Genomic DNA, 15,898 nt, shown 5'->3' with positions numbered 1-15,898 from the left:
TGGACGCCATGGATATCCATTCCGCGCTGGCCCAACGCCTGCGCGAACTGCGCGACGCGCGCGGCTGGTCACTCGAAGCGCTCGCGGAGCGCAGCGCCGTCAGTCGCTCCACCATCTCGCTGATCGAGCGCGGCGAAAGCAGCCCCACCGCCGTCGTGCTCGACAAGCTCGCGACTGCGTTGGGCGTCACGCTCGCCTCGCTGTTCGAGCCGCCCGACTCCACGGTGGCCGCCGAACCTTCGCCCTATTGCGCCGCGCACGGACAACCGGTCTGGACCGATCCGGCCTCCGGCTACGTGCGCCGCAATCTTTCGCCCGAACTCCCCTCGCCCATCCAGCTCGTCGAGGTGCAATTCCCCGCTGGCAAGCGCGTCGCCTACGACACCAGCCTGCGCGACGCGGAAATCCATCAACAGGTCTGGATCATCGAAGGCACGATGGAAATCACGGTCGGCGAACAGCGCTGGCGTCTGGAGACGGGCGATTGTCTCGCCATGAAGCTCGATTGCCCGATCGTCTGGCGCAATCCCACGCGCCAGCGCGCGCGCTATCTCGTGGCCTTGAGCCGCGTCGCTCCTTAATCATTCGCGGACCTCACCATGAACAGCGATATCGAAGTGCGCCGGTTAGGCGCGAACGAAGCGGCGGCAAGCATCGATGCACTCGCCGACGTGTTGATCGACTGTGTAGAAGGCGGCGCGTCGGTGAGCTTCATGGCGCCGCTTGCGCGCGAGACCGCGCTCGCATTCTGGAAGCGCGTCGCCGATGGCGTGGCCGCCGACGAGCGCATCCTGCTGATTGCCGAAGACGCACACGGCCGCATCGTCGGCACGGTGCAGATCGTCACTGCGCAGCCGGAGAATCAACCCCATCGCGCCGATGTCGCGAAGATGCTGGTGTCGCGCGCCGCGCGCAGGCAAGGCATCGGCGCGCGGTTGATGCAGGCCGTGGATACGCACGCGCAACTGGCGGGCAAGACCGTGCTGGTGCTCGACACCGTCACAGGCGGCGAGGCGGAGCGGCTCTACGAGCGCGCAGGATGGCAGCGCGCGGGCACCGTGCCGGATTACGCACTGATGCCCGACGGCGGCTTCTGCGCGACCACTTTCTACTACAGGCAACTCGATCCCGCACGCCGCCAGCCTTAATGGAAGCTGCGGATTTGCACCTGCACCTTGCCGTCGCGAATCGGCATCACGTCGGGGTTATCGTCGCCGACTTCATTGGCGATCGCCGCGTTGAGCTTGTCGTTCATCGCCAGCAGCAATTCGCCGTTGCGTTTGCGGTCGACGGCCAGATTGCGCATCTCGCCGGGATCGCTCGCCACGTCGTATAGCTCGACATCGTTCTGCGCGAACAGGGTTTCCAGCGATGTCGGCGTATTGAATTGCAGCGGCGAGAAATAACGCGTGAAGCGGTAACGCCCGTCGAATACGCTGCGTATCGTGCCGCGCAAGCGGAAATCAGGCTGCTGCGCCAGCGCGCGGCGGCGCAATTCGTCTTCAGGCACGCCTTTTTCGCGCAGCGTGCTCAATTCCTTGAGCATCCATTCGCTGTCGTAATAGAGCAGCATCGCGTAATTAAAGAGCGCGGTGTCGCGCACGCTATTGGTTTGCGCTTTCTCCGGCGCGGCGAGCCACGGCGCGAGATTCTTGCCCTTGAGCGCGGGACCGCCAATGGCCGCGCGGCGCGCATCGTCGAGACCGGCGAGGCCGAGCAGCGTAGGCGCAACGTCGATATGCGAGGTCAGCGCATCGCAGTGCTTGCCGCCCGGATAAGCAGGATGGCGGATCACCAGCGGCACATGATTCTGCGGCTGATACGCGGTCGCGCCCTTGCCCACCAGTTGATGCGCGCCCACGTGATCCCCGTGATCCGCCGTCATCACGACGATGGTGCGCTCATCGAGGCCCAACGACTGAAGCGATTGCAGCAGACGCACGACATGCGTGTCGCAATCGCGCAGACAATTAAAGTAGTTATCCTGATAGATCCGAATCCGCTCGTCAGTGAACGGATAGCGGCCCACCAGATTCGCGTGCGCCGCGTTGAACATGCCGTGCGCGGGCGGGCGGCCCGGCTCGTCATAAGGCTGATGGCGCGACGCCGCCAGCGGCACGCGGTCCCACTTCTGCTGATAAAGCGCGTCTTCGGGCGGATGCGCGTTGCCGAGCATCGGCTTGTTCGCGTCCTGCAGGTTCGATCCGGCGGGATCGGTATTCACGAACATCACGTCATGCGGATTCACGAGATTGACCGCGAGAAACCACGGTTTGCCCTCTTTCGCAAGACGCGGCGCGTGATTGCGCATCCAGCTCACCGCCGATTCGGTGGTGATGCCGTCGTAGTTGTAGCCGCCGCGCACCATGCCGATCAGATCGCCCACGCCGAAGTAATCGTCGAAGCCGTATTCCTTGATCGTGTGGTTGTAATCGCTCACGGGCGCGGTGTACGGGCTGGCCGTTTCGTGCAGCTTCGAACTCAGATGCCATTTGCCCAGATAAGCCGCGTAATAGCCCGCGTCGCGCATCATGTCGCCGACGGTGCGGATATCCGGTGACATGTCGGGCTGCCAGGGCACGCCCGCGTTGTCGAGCACGCCGGTGTGCTGCGTGTGCTGCCCCGTGTAGATGGTCGAGCGCGAAGGCGAACACACGCACGAGGCGATCTGGTGATTCGCAAAGGTGATGCCGTCGCGGCGCAGCGCGGTTCTGCCCGGCACCGGGAACGGCCAGGCGTCGAAGTGGCGCTCTTGATCGGTGAGAATGAAGAGGATGTTGTAGCCCTCGGGCGCCTGCCCGGGCGCGCTGGCAGCCTGGCGGAACGCGGGCACACCGTCGGGCGCGCTCGCGGCGCGGGGCGCTTCGGCCGCCATGCCCGTCGCGGGCGCGGCGGCGCTAACGCCCACGGTCGCTACAGCCGCGCCGGCTGCCTTGAGGAAATTTCGGCGGCCGCCATTCGCGCTGCCGTTCGTGCCGTCATTCATCGTGCGTCTCCTTCATTCGTGGCCCGCCGTCATTGCGCGCGGGCCTTGTTCGCGGGCTTTTCATTATTCGCGGATCGGCGTGCGATTCGATGAAAGATTCCCCATAATCCATAACCGCAGATATATGAATGGAATCGCCCGATCATGTCCGCCACCCGCCCCGCCTCGAAGCCCATTCAGAAGGTAGCCACATCGCCGGACGCGGCGCGCCTTGCCGCGCTGCCCGTTGCACTGCGCCGCCTGCGTCTGCGTGATCTGGAAACGCTCGAATGGCTGGGCCGTTATCGCAGCTTCGCGCGCACCGCAGAAGCCGCGTCGATCTCGCAGCCCGCGCTCTCCAAATGGCTGCGCGAACTCGAAGAGTCGCTGGGCCTGAGACTGTTCGAGCGCACCTCGCGGCGCGTCGAACCCACGCTCTACGGCGAGGCGATGCTCGACTGCATCGCGCGCATCCTCAACGATCTGCGCGAGATCGAACCGGCCTTCGAGGCGCTGCGCCAGGGCCTGGGCCAGCCGCTCACGATCGGTCTGCTGCCCAATATGGACGAGCAGTTCCTGCCCGCCGTGCTGGCGTGGCTACACGAGCACGACACGCCGCTGCAGCTCAACGTGCGCGTCGATACGCTCGACCGCCTGCTGCCGCTCGCGCAGCGGCGCGAACTCGATCTGCTGGTGTGCCGCCTGGAAGCGACGGCGCTGGCTTCCGGGCTGCGCGCGGACGCACTGCTGCACGACGAGGTGGTCGTGGTGGCAAGCCATCGGCATCCGCTGCATCGGCGCAGCAAGGTGAGCTGGCCGGATACCACGGCGTTTCCGTGGATCGCACCGCCGCTCGGTTCGCCCATGCGCACCGCCCTTGAAGCCGAATTCGCGCGCGCGGGCCACGCCATGCCGCAGATCGTGATGGAGTCGGCCTCGCATCACACCAACCGCGCGGTAGCGCAGCGCATGCCGTGTCTGTTCGTGACGTCGGCCACGCGCGCGGCCCGCAGCGACGCGATGCGCGAATTGCGCGTGCTGCCGCTCAAGCTCACGACCATCGCGCCCGCCGTGGGCGCGCTGAGCCACGAGCCGCGCAGCGCCGCCGTCGCCACCGTGCTGGAGGCATTGCGTCACGCCGCGGGCGAACAGCAGGCCGCGGCGTAAATCGGCGAATACAGTCGATAAAACCAAATTCCCAGAAAAATACGTTAAAAATAACTGGACGAAAATCAATACGATTGCACAAATTACTGAACTCACCCACTCACCTTCGTCCGCAGGATCGCCCATCATGCCGCGCCCCATTTCCGTCCGCATCCATCCCGAAGCCATTCGCCATAACCTTCAGCTCGCCGCGCGCAGCGCCGCGGGCGCACGCGTGTGGGCCGTCGTGAAGGCCAACGCTTACGGTCATGGCATCGAGCGCATCTACGCGGCGCTCGCGGACGCAGACGGCATCGCCCTGCTCGATCTCGACGAAGCGGTACGCGTGCGCGAGCTTGGCTGGACCAAGCCGATCCTGCTGCTCGAAGGCGTGTTCGATGCCGCCGACGTCGCCACGGCCGTCGCGCATCGTCTGACCGTCGCCGTGCATTGCGACGAGCAACTGGCGCTGCTGGCCGCGGCACACACCACGCAGCCCATCGACATCCAGCTGAAGATGAACTCGGGCATGAACCGTCTCGGCTACCAGCCCGACGCCTATCGCGCCGCCTGGGAACGCGCCCGCGCGATCCCCACCATCGGCGCGATCAGCCTCATGACCCACTTCGCCAACGCCGACGACGGCGCCATCGACTGGCAGCTTGACCGCTTCGACGCCGCCACCGCAGGCATCCCCGGCGAGCGCTCGCTGTCGAACTCGGCGGCGGTGCTCTGGCATCCGCGCGCGCACCGCGACTGGGTGCGGCCCGGCACGATCCTCTACGGCGCATCGCCCACCGGCGCGGCGCGCCATATCGAAGGCGTGGGCCTGCGCGCCGCGATGACGCTGTCGAGCCGCATCATCGGCGTGCAGACGCTCGCGCCGCAGGACACCATCGGCTATGGCCGAACCTATGCGGTCGAGCAGCCGATGCGCATCGGCGTAGTTGCCTGCGGCTACGCGGACGGCTATCCGCGCCACGCGCCGACCGGCACGCCGATCGCCGTCGACGGCGTGCGCACACGCGTGGTGGGCCGCGTATCGATGGACATGCTCACGGTCGATCTCACGCCCTGTCCGAATGCGGGCATCGGTTCGCATGTGGAGCTGTGGGGCGAGAACGTGAAGGTGGATGACGTGGCCGAGCCGTCGGGCACGATCGGCTACGAGTTGATGTGCGCCGTGGCGCGCCGCGTGCCGGTGACGGTCGACGATCTGGATGCCGTGCGGCGGCGTGAGGCGGAGGAAGGCGTCGCAGCGTAAGCGGGAAGCAGTCCGACGCGTGCGCCGCCGTTTGGTCAGCGCGCACGCGGTCGTCGCCTTAGTCAGGCATCGCCACGCCTATCTCCGCGAGCACTTCCTTCGCAGCACGAAACGCCTCACTGGCAGCAGGCGCTCCCGCATAGATCGCGCTGTGCAGCAGCACCTCCCGAATCTCGATCACGCTCGCGCCGTTATTGATCGCGCCGCGTACGTGGCCCTTGAGTTCGGTGCTGCGCCCGAGCGCCGCCAGCATCGCGCAGGTGCACAGGCTGCGCGTCTTCAGATCGAGCCCGTCGCGCAACCATGTGCTGCCCCAAGCATGTTCGTTGAGCCATTCCTGAAGCGGCCGCGTAAAGCCATCCATCGAGCCCATCGCGCGCTCGACGAACGCTTCGCCCATGACTTCGGTGCGACGGGCCTTACCGGCTTCGGCGCCGGTTTGCGCCTTTGGCGTTGTTGTCTTGCCGGGTTTCGCTTTCGACTCCTTCGCATTGCTCATGATTTTCGTCGCTCCTGACGGCTGATGGTGGCCTTTGCCGTTCATGCTAACGCGCCAGAATGACAGCACTACGCCGAATAAAGCCCTTCCGGCCCATTGCGTAGCGTGCGCGCCAGCAGTTCCAATGCCTCGCGCAAAGTTTCATGCGAACGCGCGCCGCCCAGACTCAAACGCACGGCATGCGGCGCGGAACCCCGTCCGATCACGAAACTATCCGCCGTCTTTGCAAGCACGCCTGCCTGACGCAAAGCCGCTGCGAATTCAGCGGCGCGCCAGGGTTCGGCGAGCGGCAGCCACAGATGCGGACTCGCCGGATCGGTGCGATAGGTCCATCCCGATAGCACCTCGGCGGCAATCGCCTGACGCACGTCCACACAGGCGCGCTGCTGTGCGACCAGCCGGTCGATTTCGCCGTTGACGATCCAGCGCGCCGCAATTTCGGCACTCAGCGGCGAGGTCATCCAGCAGTCGCTGCGGATCACGGCGAGAATCTTGCCCACCCAGTCCTGCGGCGCCTGCACGTAGCCCACGCGCAAGCCGGGCGCGACGGCCTTCGAAAGACTGCTGATCGCGATGCCGTGCTCGGGCAAACGCGCCGCCAGTGGCGTGGGCGGCGCATCGAGCAGCGCGGCGGGCACGAGGTCTTCGATCACCACCAGATTGTGGCGCACGGCGATCTCGGCGATGGCCGCGCGGCGCGCTTCGGAAAGTGTCGCGGTGGTGGGGTTGTGCAACGTCGGCACGCAGAACAACGCACGCGGCGCAAGCAGCCCGCAGGCGCGTTCTAGCGCGGCGGGCACGATGCCCTCCTCGTCGATTTCGATGCCCACGAGATTCAGGCGCAATTGCCGCGCGAGCGCCACGATGCCGGGATAGCTCAGCGCCTCCGCGAAGATCGTGTCGCCGGGACGCAGCACCGCGCGCAACACGCAGGCGAGTCCATGCTGCGCGCCCTGCGTCACGAGCACGCGTTCGGCGGGCACCGTGCAGCCCATGCGCGCGAGCCAGCGCGCCCCGGCTTCGCGATGCGAGCGGCGGCCCCCTTCGGGCTGATAGAGCAGCAACTCGCCGGCGAGGCGTTCGTCGGCGGCCAGTTCGCGCAGCGTCTGGGTGAGCAGCAGCGCTTCGTCGGTGGGCATCGGCACGTTCTGGCCGAGATCGACCGGCCTGCCCGGCGCAGGCGGCGCGGGTGTACTGGCCGTGGAAGCAAGACCGACGGCGCTGCTGGTATTGCTCCCTTCGCCGGCTTCGGGCGACTGGCGGGTGCGCGCTGGCAGACGTGCGCCGTCCGCATCGGGCTCGGCGACGTAGGTGCCGTCGCCCACGCGCGCCACCACCATCCCGCAGCGCTCCAGCTCCGTATAGGCGCGGCTCACCGTGCCGGTGGTCACACTGAGCTTTTTCGCGAGCAAGCGGTGCGCAGGCAATTTCTCGCCGGGCAACATCTGGCCCCCGTTGATGGCCTGCGCGTAGGCGTACGCAATCGCGCGGTATTTGGGTTCGCCGCGAGGCAGCGCGGGCAGCGTGGGCATCCAGCCGTTCATGGGTGTTTTCCCGAGGGGTCGAAGCGCGTCGCGCCCCCGCACGACCGCTGCGTCATTATCGCGCCCAATCCGGGGAATTGAAGGCTGTCATTTACTTGAATTGACTTCATTGAGTGCCACTAATTGACCCTCTAGGATGCCGTAACGCCAGCACAGGCCAAGGAGACAATCGCCGACCGGCGCTGCTTTCAGCGCGCCAAAAGCGACGCCACACGCGCCATGACAAATCGCATCGCCCGCATCACGGTCAGCCAGCATCGCCTGCCGCTCGACCCGCCGTTTCCCGCCTCCTGGGACAGCCGTCCGCGCCGCGCCTTCCCGGCGACCATCGTGCGTGTGGAGGACACCGAAGGACGTGTGGGCATCGGTTCGGGCGACGCCATGTATGGCTTCGACGACTATCGCGATCTGTTTATCGGCGCTGATCCGCTCGATCTCGCGCGCCATTCGGCCGTGCTCGACAACCTGAGTTTCCACGCGGGCCGTCTCTGGCCGCTCGATGTCGCGCTCTGGGATCTGGCCGGCAAGATACTCGGCCAGCCGTGCTGGCAGATGGCCGGTGGCCGCGCGCGGCGGGTGCGGGCCTATGCGTCGTCGGGCGTGCATCGCTCTCTCGACGGCATGGCGCAGTGGGCCGAACACGCAGTGGCGCGCGGCTTTCCGGCGCTCAAGGTGCGCTTTGGCCGCGCCAGTCTCGCCGACGATATCGCTGCGCTGGCCGCCGTGCGCGAAGCCGCGGGCGACGCCATCGACATCATGGTGGACTGCAACCAAGGCTGGCGCATGCCCTGGGACACCCAGGCGCCGTGGCGCATGGAAGACGCGCTCGCCGTGATCCGCCAGATCGAACGCTATCGCCCTTACTGGGTGGAAGAACCGCTGCATCGCGGCGATTACGCCGGTCATGCCCAACTGCGCGGCTCGACCGAGGTGCGCATCGCAGGCGGCGAGATGACGCGCGAGGCGCACGAATTCGCAGCGCTGCTCGCGCACGATTGCCTCGATGTGTATCAGCCCGATGTGGTCTGCTCGCTCGGCATGGAAGGGGCCCGACGTCTGGCCGCGCAGATCGAAGCCAACGGCAGGATGTTCACGCCGCACACCTGGGGCAACGGCATCGGCCTTGCCGCCAATCTGCATGTGACGGCGGGCGCGGGCAATGCACCCTTCGTCGAATTCCCCTACGACCCGCCAGAATGGACGCCCGCGCGCCGTGATTTTCCGCTCACGCGCGCCATCGAAACGGACGCGCAAGGCTGGATCGATCTGGGCGACGCGCCGGGCCTGGGCATCGAACTCGATGAAGCCGTGCTGACCGCGACGCGCGCGAACGACAGCCGCTACGACTAGCACCCGACGCTCGAAAAACGACATCCGAATCAAGCGGGTCGACACATGATTGACCCGCTCCGGCAAAGCAAAGATTTCGCGAACGACCGGACTAAACCCGAAGCATTCCGAAACAATTCCAATAGAAGGAGACATGTCATGAGAAAGTTAAGCCGACCGATTCTGGCCGCCATCCGCGCGGCCCTGATCGCTGCGCCGATCGCCGTCGCCACGGTTCCCGCGCACGCCGCGGGCAACTGGTGCAGCCAGGGCAAACCGGTCCATTTCGCAGGCGTTACCTGGGAAAGCGGCAACTTTACGAGCGAAGTGCTGCGCTACATCGTCAAGAACGGTTACGGCTGCCAGACCGATAGCGTGCCGGGCAGCACCGCCGCCACCGAAACGGCGCTCTCGCGCAACGATCTGCAAGTGTGGTCCGAACAATGGACGGGCCGCTCGGAAATCATCGCGGGCGCCGTCAAGGCTGGTTCGGTGAAGCTGGTGGGTGATACGCTGCCGGGCGGCACCAAGGAGGGCTGGTACGTGCCCGACTACGTGATTCACGGCGACCCGAAACGCGGTATCAAAGCGAGCGCGCCCGACCTGCAATCCGTGAGCGATCTGCCGAAATACAAGACGCTTTTCACCGACGACGAGGAACCGGATCGTGGTCGCTTCCTGAACTGCCCGTCGGGCTGGGACTGCGAGCGCGTGAACACGCGCCTCCTGAAGCTGCTCAAGCTCGACGACAGCTATACGAACTTCCGCCCCGGCACCGGCGCGGCGCTCGACGCGGCGATTTCCTCGGCCTATGCGCGTGGCAAGCCGATCCTCACGTATTACTGGGAACCGGCCGCGTTGATGGCGAAGTACAAGTTCGTGCAACTGAAGATGCCGCCGTTCAACGAAGCCTGCTGGAAGACGCTGCGCGACGCCAACAGCACGCAGCCGTGCGCGTCGTCGTATCTGGTCTCGCAACTGAAGATCGGTGTTTCCACGCCTTTTTATCAAGCCGAACCGGACGTGATGACCTTCTTCTCCAAGGTCAACTTCCCGATCGACTTCCTGAACACGACGATTCTCGACATGACCGAGCATAAGGTCGATGCCCAGGACGAAGCGATCAAGTTCCTCAAGACCCATCCGGAAATGTGGAAGACGTGGGTGCCCGCCGATGTCGCGACAAAGGTGCAGAAGTCGCTGGGCGCGTAATCGTTCGATCGGGCGCTCAATCTGAGCGTTCGATCAGCGTCCCATCTGCATTCGATCCGGACTTATTTCGTTATACCAGGTAATCATGCAAGTCAGTATTCAGGCAGAACAAGCAGAAAAAAGCGCCGCAGCGAGCGGCGTTCAAACAAGGAGACTCGGAGTGAAGAAGAAACTTCTCGCGGCGCTGCCGCTCGCGCTGGCTGCGGCAGGCGCACACGCGCAAAGCAGCGTCACGCTGTACGGCATCATCGATCTGGGCGTGGACTATGCCAACAACGTCGTCAACGGCGCGAACGGCAACCTCGTGCCGGGCAGCGGTGGCCGTCTGGTGCAGATGCAAAGCGGCGTGCCGGCAGGCAGCCGCTGGGGCCTGCGCGGTTCGGAAGACCTGGGCGGCGGCTATTCGGCGATCTTCCGCCTCGAAAGCGGCTTCAACGCGGCCACCGGCGCAGCAGGCGGCGGCCTGATGTTCTCGCGCAATGCGTATGTGGGCGTGAAGTCGGAACAATACGGCCAGATCACCCTGGGCAAGCAGTGGGACGCCACGGTCGACCTGATCGAGCCGTATTCGCTGAACGGCAACTATGGCGGCTGGTACTTCGCGCACCCGAACGACATGGACAACCTCGACAACGGGTTCCCGGTCAACAACGCCGTCAAGTACATCAGCCCGGTGATGGCGGGCTTCCAGTTCGAAGGCCACTACTCGTTCGGCGGCCAGGCGGGCCAGTTCTCGAACAATGCCTCGTATAGCGCGGCAGCCGCGTACACGCTCGGCTCGTTCAGCGCGGGCGTGGGTTACCTGCGCATCAACGATCCGATTTCGGCGGTGGCCGGTTACGGCAGCGGCGGCGGCTACGTGAACACCATCTACGGTAACGCGCTGGCGAATGCCCGCTACCAGGGGATTCTCTCGGCGGGCGCATCGTACGTGCTGGGCAGCCTCAAGATGATGGCCAATTACTCGAATGTCGACTTCTCTTCGGGTAACGGCAGCCACGACCTGCACTTCCAGAACTACGAACTGTCGGGTACGTATGCGATCACGCCGGCCTTCACGGTGGGCGCGGGCTACACCTTTACGATGGGCCAGGATCACGCCACCGACGCCTCGCCCAAGTACCATCAGGTCAACCTGATCGCGCAATACTCGATCTCCAAGCGCACGTCGGTCTACGCGATGGGCTCGTACCAGCACGCAGCGGGCGGCGCAGAAAACGCACAGATCACGGGCTTCAACCCGTCGAGCACGCAGAACCAGGTAGTCAGCCGCGTGGGCATCACCCACTCCTTCTGACACCCGCTGTTTGAAACGCCGGCGCGAGCCGGCGTTTTCGATTTAGCTATCCGTATCGTTCCGTATCAAGAGGTTGCAGCATGCGCCGCCTTCCTTCCCTTTCGGCCCTGCGTTCATTCGAAGAGGCCAGCCGTACTCTCAGCTTCACCAAGGCGGCGCAGAATCTGCACGTCACACAAGGCGCGATCAGCCGCCAGATCCGCCTGCTCGAAGATTATCTGGGCACTCCGCTGTTCATGCGGCATCACCATCGGCTGGAGATTACTGCTGCGGGCAAGCGTCTACTGCCTACGTTGCAGGCTGCGTTCGACAGCATTGCTCATACGCTCGATACGATTCGCGCCGATCCTTCGAACAGTCTGCTGAGCCTGAACGCCGCGCCCACGCTTGCGACCCGCTGGCTTACGCCGCGTCTGCGCGATTTCCAGATGCTTCATCCCGATCTGCGTATCTCCATCACGAACGAATATGGCCCTTTGCATGGCAGCGAACGCAATGAGGATTGCCAGATACGCTTCGGTATGGAACCGCTGCCGGGAGGACAATCGACATTGCTGATGCGCGAGCGGCATGTGCTGGTCGGATCCGCGCGCGAGTTCTCTCATGTGCCTGAAAACGCGGATGCGCTGCGTGAGATTCTGGCGCAGCATCCGTGGCTTTATATTCTCGACATCGATCGCCGTTTGCTGGTGTGGGAGGCGTGGCTCGAAGCGGCCGCGCTGGACGTGGAAATGGCACCACGCGGCGAGCTGGAGTTCAGTACGCTCGATCAGGTGATTCATGCGGCAGTGGCAGGCCTGGGCATTGCCGTGGCGGACAGGCACATGATCGAACAGGAACTGGCGAACGGGACGCTCGTGCAGTTAAGCGAGATCGAGGTGGACGGGCCTTCTGGGTATTGGCTCGATGTGCGGCCCGAGGTGCAGGAGACTGTGCGGGTGAGGAATTTCAGTCAGTGGTTGGTGGGGCGGCACGCGGTGAACGCGTGACTGTGCCCTCACCGATATGAAGTCTCGTCGAAGCTAGGGCCAGACGGCGACGTAGAGCACAAGGTAAAACGCCAACGTCGCGATAGCCATCGGCACTATGCGCCTGCTGAGTTGAAGCGGCAGAAGTTCTTTCGCCAGCCAAAATCCAACCATAGCCCAAACTAACGCTGGGCCGATTATCGACGCCACAACCATCGCATCGCCTAGCCACGAAACCTGACAACGCTCCGCGTCCCAACATGGATGCCAACTCGTATCGATCAATGGCCACGCAAATCGCGACGCAATCCAACTCGCGAATAGCATCGATATCCACGATGTAAAAAGTCCCGCAACGAGGAATAGTCCAGTCACCACGAGGCGCCTCATTTGACTTCCCAAAAGAGGATTTGCTTTGATTTTCCAAGGTCCGAATACCAGGCTGAATTCTGGCCTAGCCGGAACCGGAAGAACGACGTAAGCCTTCCTTGAATCCCCGGCGAGGTCAAAGTATTGCCGTTCCATAGGTCGATATGATCGCCCGTAACCTGGCCATTGTGATCGGTCTGCCGCGCCCAGTAGCCGGAAAAGAACACGATGCCCCTCTTGCCCTTGATTTTGCTCTGCCAGTCTGCGCCCGTTACATCGACCGGCAACGGCAAGCCCGCCATTGGACGTAACTTCAACCACTCGGCCATCTCCCGCGCACGCAACGAGGTTCGCTTGCCGTCGACAAGAATCTGCCCTTCACCTCGAAACGACTTCATCGCAATGCCGACACGGTGAAGCGTCAGGCTTAGTCGGATTGCACATTGATTATCTGCGTAGGCGGGCACTTTTCCTGTCTTCGGATCGACAAACGGGTCTTCCTCGTCTGGATATGCGGACCACAGTTCGTCGAACGTCACGGCCCTTAAATGCACTTCGTAGATCGAATTTGGCGTCGAGTTGGTCCTGACAATTGTTTTGGGATTTGGCACCTGTCATCCTCCGCTCTGAGTTTTCAGCAATCGATGTATCGCTTCCGGTCGGCGAAGCGACTATCAGAGTCCTTGAACTGATCTGCAGAGGAAATCAGAAACGGCTGAATCTTGACCGCGTACACACGCGCACAACAAAAAAAGCCGCCCCGTTTTCACGTAGCGGCTTTCGCCCATAAAGAGCAATGCGTGGAGAACGCTCAACACTGGATGAAGTTCACCCCAACCCACCCATCATCATGTACTTCGTCTCAAGATACTCATCGAGACCGTACTTCGATCCTTCGCGTCCGAGGCCCGATTCCTTCACGCCGCCGAACGGCGCGACCTCGGTCGAAATGATCCCTTCGTTGATGCCGACCATACCGCTTTCCAGCGCGCCCGCCACCCGCCACACGCGGCCGATATCGCGCGCATAGAAGTACGCCGACAAACCAAACTCGGTGTCGTTCGCCGCCTGGATCGCTTCCTCTTCGGTTTCGAAACGGAACACAGCAGCCACCGGACCGAAGGTCTCTTCGTGCGCGAGCATCATGCCGCCATGTGCGCCGGTGATGATGGTCGGCTCGTAGAACGTGCCGCCCAAAGCGTGCGCCTTGCCGCCACACACGATCTCACCGCCCTTTTCGCGCGCATCGCTCACATGTGCTTCAACCTTGCGCAGCGCCGCGGCGTTGATGAGCGGCCCCTGCGTCGCGCCCGCCTCCATGCCGTTCGATACGCGCAGCGCGCGAACTGCCGCCGTCAGCTTTTCGACGAACGCATCATGCACGCCCGCCTGAACATAGAAGCGGTTCACGCACACGCAGGTCTGCCCCGTGTTGCGAAACTTCGATGCCATCGCGCCTTCCACGGCGGCGTCCAGATCGGCGTCATCGAATACGATGAACGGCGCGTTGCCGCCCAGTTCGAGCGAAACCTTCTTGACGCTATCCGCGGCGGCGCGCATCAGCAGCTTGCCCACCCGCGTCGATCCCGTGAACGAGATCTTGCGCACGGCCTTCGACGCCATCAGCGTGTCGCCAATCGCCGGCGCGTCGCCCGTCACGACGTTGAACGCGCCGCGCGGAATGCCTGCTTCTTCCGCCAGCACGGCAAGCGCGAATGCGCTCAACGGCGTTTCCTCGGACGGCTTGAGCACCATCGTGCAGCCCGCCGCCAGCGCCGGTCCGGCCTTGCGCGTAACCATTGCGAGCGGGAAATTCCACGGCGTAATCGCGCCGACCACGCCCACGGCTTCCTTCGTCACGACGATACGCGAGCCCTTCTTCGGCGCCGGAATTACATCGCCATATGCACGGCGCGCTTCTTCCGCGAACCACGTGAGAAAGCTCGCCGCGTAGCCCACTTCACCCAGCGCTTCCGCATACGGCTTGCCCTGCTCGGCCACCATGATGCGCGCGAGGTCTTCGCGATGCGCGACCATCAACTCGCCCCAGCGGCGCACCTTCGCGCCGCGCTCTGCCGCCGTGGCGTCGCGCCACGCCGGGAACGCATGCGAAGCGGCCGCCACGGCTTGCAGCGTTTCGCGCGCCCCTGCACGCGCGACTTCTGCCAGCGGCTTGCCCGTTGCCGGATCGATCACCGCGAAGGTGCTGTCGCCCGCCACCCATTCGCCGTCGATAAAGCTCGACGTGCGCAGCAAACGTGTTTCCTTGAGACCGTCGATCATGCTGCAATCTCCAGGCGGCGCGATGCGCGCGGCACGCGCGGAATGCGCGACGTCACGTAGTCGTTGATCACGTCGCACGGCGTGTAGTTGCGATCGAGTTCGTAGATTTCATCGGCGTCGAGCTTCGTGTCGAGTGCGGCGAGCGCGCTGTCGAATTGCGCAACGGTATCCGCGCCCACCAGCATCGACGAAATCCCCGGACGATTCAGCACCCACGCCTGAGCGATCTGCGCGCACGACACGCCGCGCGCTTCGGCCACTTCGGCTACCGAAATCGCCACGTCACGCGAAACCTGATCGTCGTACATCTGCGTGGTGAAGAAGTCAGTCTGGTTGCGCACCGACTTCGCGTCGCCCGACAACAGGCCGCGAGCCAGCGGGCTGAAAACCGAAACGCCCACGCCCTGATCCTGGCAGAACGGCACCATCTCGCGCTCTTCCTCGCGATAGGCGCAGTTCAGTTGCAACTGCATATTGATCGGGCGTGCGAAGTTATAGCGCTCGCAGGCCTGCAGGATCTTTGCGAACTGCCACGTAAACATGGTCGATACGCCGATATAACGCGCCTTGCCCGAGCGCACGATATCGTTGAGCGCGTCCATCGTTTCTTCGACGGGCGTATTCACGTCGAAGTAATGGAGCATGTAGACGTCGACGTAATCGGTTTGCAGACGGCGCAGCGAACCGTCGATGCCATCCATGATGTGCTTGCGCGAATGGCCCTGATTATTCACGCCGCCGCCAATCGGATAACCCACCTTGGTGGTCAGCACGAGTTCGTCGCGCTTCGCGATGCGCTTGACGATGCGGCCCACGACTTCCTCGCCCACGCCGGTCGAATAGAAGTCTGCGAGGTCGATAAAGTTCACGCCCGCTTCGAGCGCGTGGCGCACGATCGGCTCGCTTTGCTCTTCGTTATAGATCCAGGGCTTCCAGTCGGGCGTGCCCATATTCATCGTGCCAAGGCACAGGCGTGACACTTTCAGGCCAGAGCGGCCGAGTTGCACGTATTGCATCGTAGT

General features: G+C 63.9%; 14 protein-coding genes. 8 read left to right on the top strand and 6 right to left on the bottom strand.

Features of this window, described 5'->3' with window-relative positions:
* Positions 1-8 precede the first annotated feature (8 nt).
* Positions 9-581 (top strand): XRE family transcriptional regulator, encoded by a 573-nt coding sequence (locus F3J17_RS12240; RefSeq protein WP_167058186.1) that lies wholly within the window; start codon positions 9-11, stop codon positions 579-581.
* Positions 582-599: 18 nt separating this feature from the next.
* Positions 600-1,148, top strand: coding sequence for a GNAT family N-acetyltransferase (locus F3J17_RS12235; RefSeq protein ID WP_167058183.1), 549 nt, complete (start codon positions 600-602; stop codon positions 1,146-1,148).
* On the opposite strand, the gene F3J17_RS12230 is transcribed toward F3J17_RS12235, so the two are convergent.
* Entirely contained in the window at positions 1,145-2,986 is a 1,842-nt protein-coding gene (locus F3J17_RS12230) for a sulfatase-like hydrolase/transferase (protein ID WP_167058180.1), read from the bottom strand. The genes F3J17_RS12235 and F3J17_RS12230 overlap by 4 nt on opposite strands.
* 144 nt (positions 2,987-3,130) lie before the next feature.
* On the opposite strand from F3J17_RS12230, the gene F3J17_RS12225 reads away from it, so the two are divergent.
* Both F3J17_RS12225 and alr read left to right on the top strand, forming a co-directional pair.
* Positions 3,131-4,132, top strand: a complete 1,002-nt coding sequence (locus F3J17_RS12225; RefSeq protein WP_167058177.1) for a LysR substrate-binding domain-containing protein — start codon at positions 3,131-3,133, stop codon at positions 4,130-4,132.
* Positions 4,133-4,259: 127 nt separating this feature from the next.
* Positions 4,260-5,375, top strand: coding sequence for an alanine racemase (gene alr / locus F3J17_RS12220; RefSeq protein WP_167058174.1), 1,116 nt, complete (start codon positions 4,260-4,262; stop codon positions 5,373-5,375).
* A 58-nt stretch (positions 5,376-5,433) separates the two neighbouring features.
* Here alr and F3J17_RS12215 read toward each other — a convergent pair whose 3' ends face one another.
* Together F3J17_RS12215 and F3J17_RS12210 are read right to left on the bottom strand one after the other, a co-directional pair.
* Positions 5,434-5,775 carry a carboxymuconolactone decarboxylase family protein gene (locus tag F3J17_RS12215; protein ID WP_240160958.1) on the bottom strand — a complete coding sequence of 114 codons (342 nt, stop codon included), beginning with the start codon at positions 5,773-5,775 and terminating at the stop codon, positions 5,434-5,436.
* Between the two features lie 167 nt (positions 5,776-5,942).
* Positions 5,943-7,418 (bottom strand): PLP-dependent aminotransferase family protein, encoded by a 1,476-nt coding sequence (locus tag F3J17_RS12210; RefSeq protein WP_167058168.1) that lies wholly within the window; start codon positions 7,416-7,418, stop codon positions 5,943-5,945.
* A 219-nt stretch (positions 7,419-7,637) separates the two neighbouring features.
* Between F3J17_RS12210 and F3J17_RS12205 the strand changes: the two genes are divergently transcribed.
* The 4 genes from F3J17_RS12205 to F3J17_RS12190 all read left to right on the top strand — a co-directional run bounded on the left by F3J17_RS12205 (position 7,638) and on the right by F3J17_RS12190 (position 12,245).
* Positions 7,638-8,768, top strand: a complete 1,131-nt coding sequence (locus F3J17_RS12205) for a mandelate racemase/muconate lactonizing enzyme family protein (protein ID WP_167058165.1) — start codon at positions 7,638-7,640, stop codon at positions 8,766-8,768.
* A 138-nt stretch (positions 8,769-8,906) separates the two neighbouring features.
* Positions 8,907-9,959 (top strand): ABC transporter substrate-binding protein, encoded by a 1,053-nt coding sequence (locus F3J17_RS12200; protein WP_167058162.1) that lies wholly within the window; start codon positions 8,907-8,909, stop codon positions 9,957-9,959.
* Positions 9,960-10,119: 160 nt separating this feature from the next.
* The gene (locus F3J17_RS12195; protein WP_345891184.1) at positions 10,120-11,256 is read left to right on the top strand and encodes a porin; all 1,137 of its coding nucleotides are present in this window, start codon (positions 10,120-10,122) and stop codon (positions 11,254-11,256) included.
* An 80-nt stretch (positions 11,257-11,336) separates the two neighbouring features.
* The gene (locus F3J17_RS12190) at positions 11,337-12,245 is read left to right on the top strand and encodes a LysR substrate-binding domain-containing protein (protein WP_167058157.1); all 909 of its coding nucleotides are present in this window, start codon (positions 11,337-11,339) and stop codon (positions 12,243-12,245) included.
* Positions 12,246-12,610: 365 nt separating this feature from the next.
* Here the strand turns inward: F3J17_RS12190 and F3J17_RS12185 are convergent, their stop codons facing one another.
* The 3 genes from F3J17_RS12185 to F3J17_RS12175 all read right to left on the bottom strand — a co-directional run bounded on the left by F3J17_RS12185 (position 12,611) and on the right by F3J17_RS12175 (position 15,892).
* Entirely contained in the window at positions 12,611-13,204 is a 594-nt protein-coding gene (locus F3J17_RS12185) for a type VI secretion system amidase effector protein Tae4 (RefSeq protein ID WP_167058154.1), read from the bottom strand.
* Positions 13,205-13,421: 217 nt separating this feature from the next.
* On the bottom strand, positions 13,422-14,876 hold the full coding sequence (locus F3J17_RS12180; protein WP_167058151.1) for an NAD-dependent succinate-semialdehyde dehydrogenase: 1,455 nt from the start codon (positions 14,874-14,876) through the stop codon (positions 13,422-13,424).
* On the bottom strand, positions 14,873-15,892 hold the full coding sequence (locus tag F3J17_RS12175) for an aldo/keto reductase (protein ID WP_167058149.1): 1,020 nt from the start codon (positions 15,890-15,892) through the stop codon (positions 14,873-14,875). Before F3J17_RS12175 ends, F3J17_RS12180 begins: the two co-directional genes overlap by 4 nt.
* Positions 15,893-15,898: the final 6 nt, after the last annotated feature.

This window comes from Burkholderia sp. Ax-1719 (assembly GCF_011753055.1).
In the GTDB taxonomy this organism is placed as follows: Bacteria; Pseudomonadota; Gammaproteobacteria; order Burkholderiales; family Burkholderiaceae; genus Paraburkholderia.
Note: the sequence above shows the minus strand (reverse complement) of the source record. Positions and strands in the feature narration are given on the sequence as shown.

Bases quoted from the DNA above. Each gene is read 5' to 3' on its own strand.
- F3J17_RS12240 (WP_167058186.1), top strand. From the start codon at position 9: ATGGATATCCATTCCGCGCTGGCCCAACGCCTGCGCGAACTGCGCGAC.
- F3J17_RS12235 (WP_167058183.1), top strand. From the start codon at position 600: ATGAACAGCGATATCGAAGTGCGCCGGTTAGGCGCGAACGAAGCGGCG.
- F3J17_RS12230 (WP_167058180.1), bottom strand. From the start codon at position 2,986: ATGAATGACGGCACGAACGGCAGCGCGAATGGCGGCCGCCGAAATTTC.
- F3J17_RS12225 (WP_167058177.1), top strand. From the start codon at position 3,131: ATGTCCGCCACCCGCCCCGCCTCGAAGCCCATTCAGAAGGTAGCCACA.
- alr (WP_167058174.1), top strand. From the start codon at position 4,260: ATGCCGCGCCCCATTTCCGTCCGCATCCATCCCGAAGCCATTCGCCAT.
- F3J17_RS12215 (WP_240160958.1), bottom strand. From the start codon at position 5,775: ATGGGCGAAGCGTTCGTCGAGCGCGCGATGGGCTCGATGGATGGCTTT.
- F3J17_RS12210 (WP_167058168.1), bottom strand. From the start codon at position 7,418: ATGAACGGCTGGATGCCCACGCTGCCCGCGCTGCCTCGCGGCGAACCC.
- F3J17_RS12205 (WP_167058165.1), top strand. From the start codon at position 7,638: ATGACAAATCGCATCGCCCGCATCACGGTCAGCCAGCATCGCCTGCCG.
- F3J17_RS12200 (WP_167058162.1), top strand. From the start codon at position 8,907: ATGAGAAAGTTAAGCCGACCGATTCTGGCCGCCATCCGCGCGGCCCTG.
- F3J17_RS12190 (WP_167058157.1), top strand. From the start codon at position 11,337: ATGCGCCGCCTTCCTTCCCTTTCGGCCCTGCGTTCATTCGAAGAGGCC.
- F3J17_RS12180 (WP_167058151.1), bottom strand. From the start codon at position 14,876: ATGATCGACGGTCTCAAGGAAACACGTTTGCTGCGCACGTCGAGCTTT.
- F3J17_RS12175 (WP_167058149.1), bottom strand. From the start codon at position 15,892: ATGCAATACGTGCAACTCGGCCGCTCTGGCCTGAAAGTGTCACGCCTG.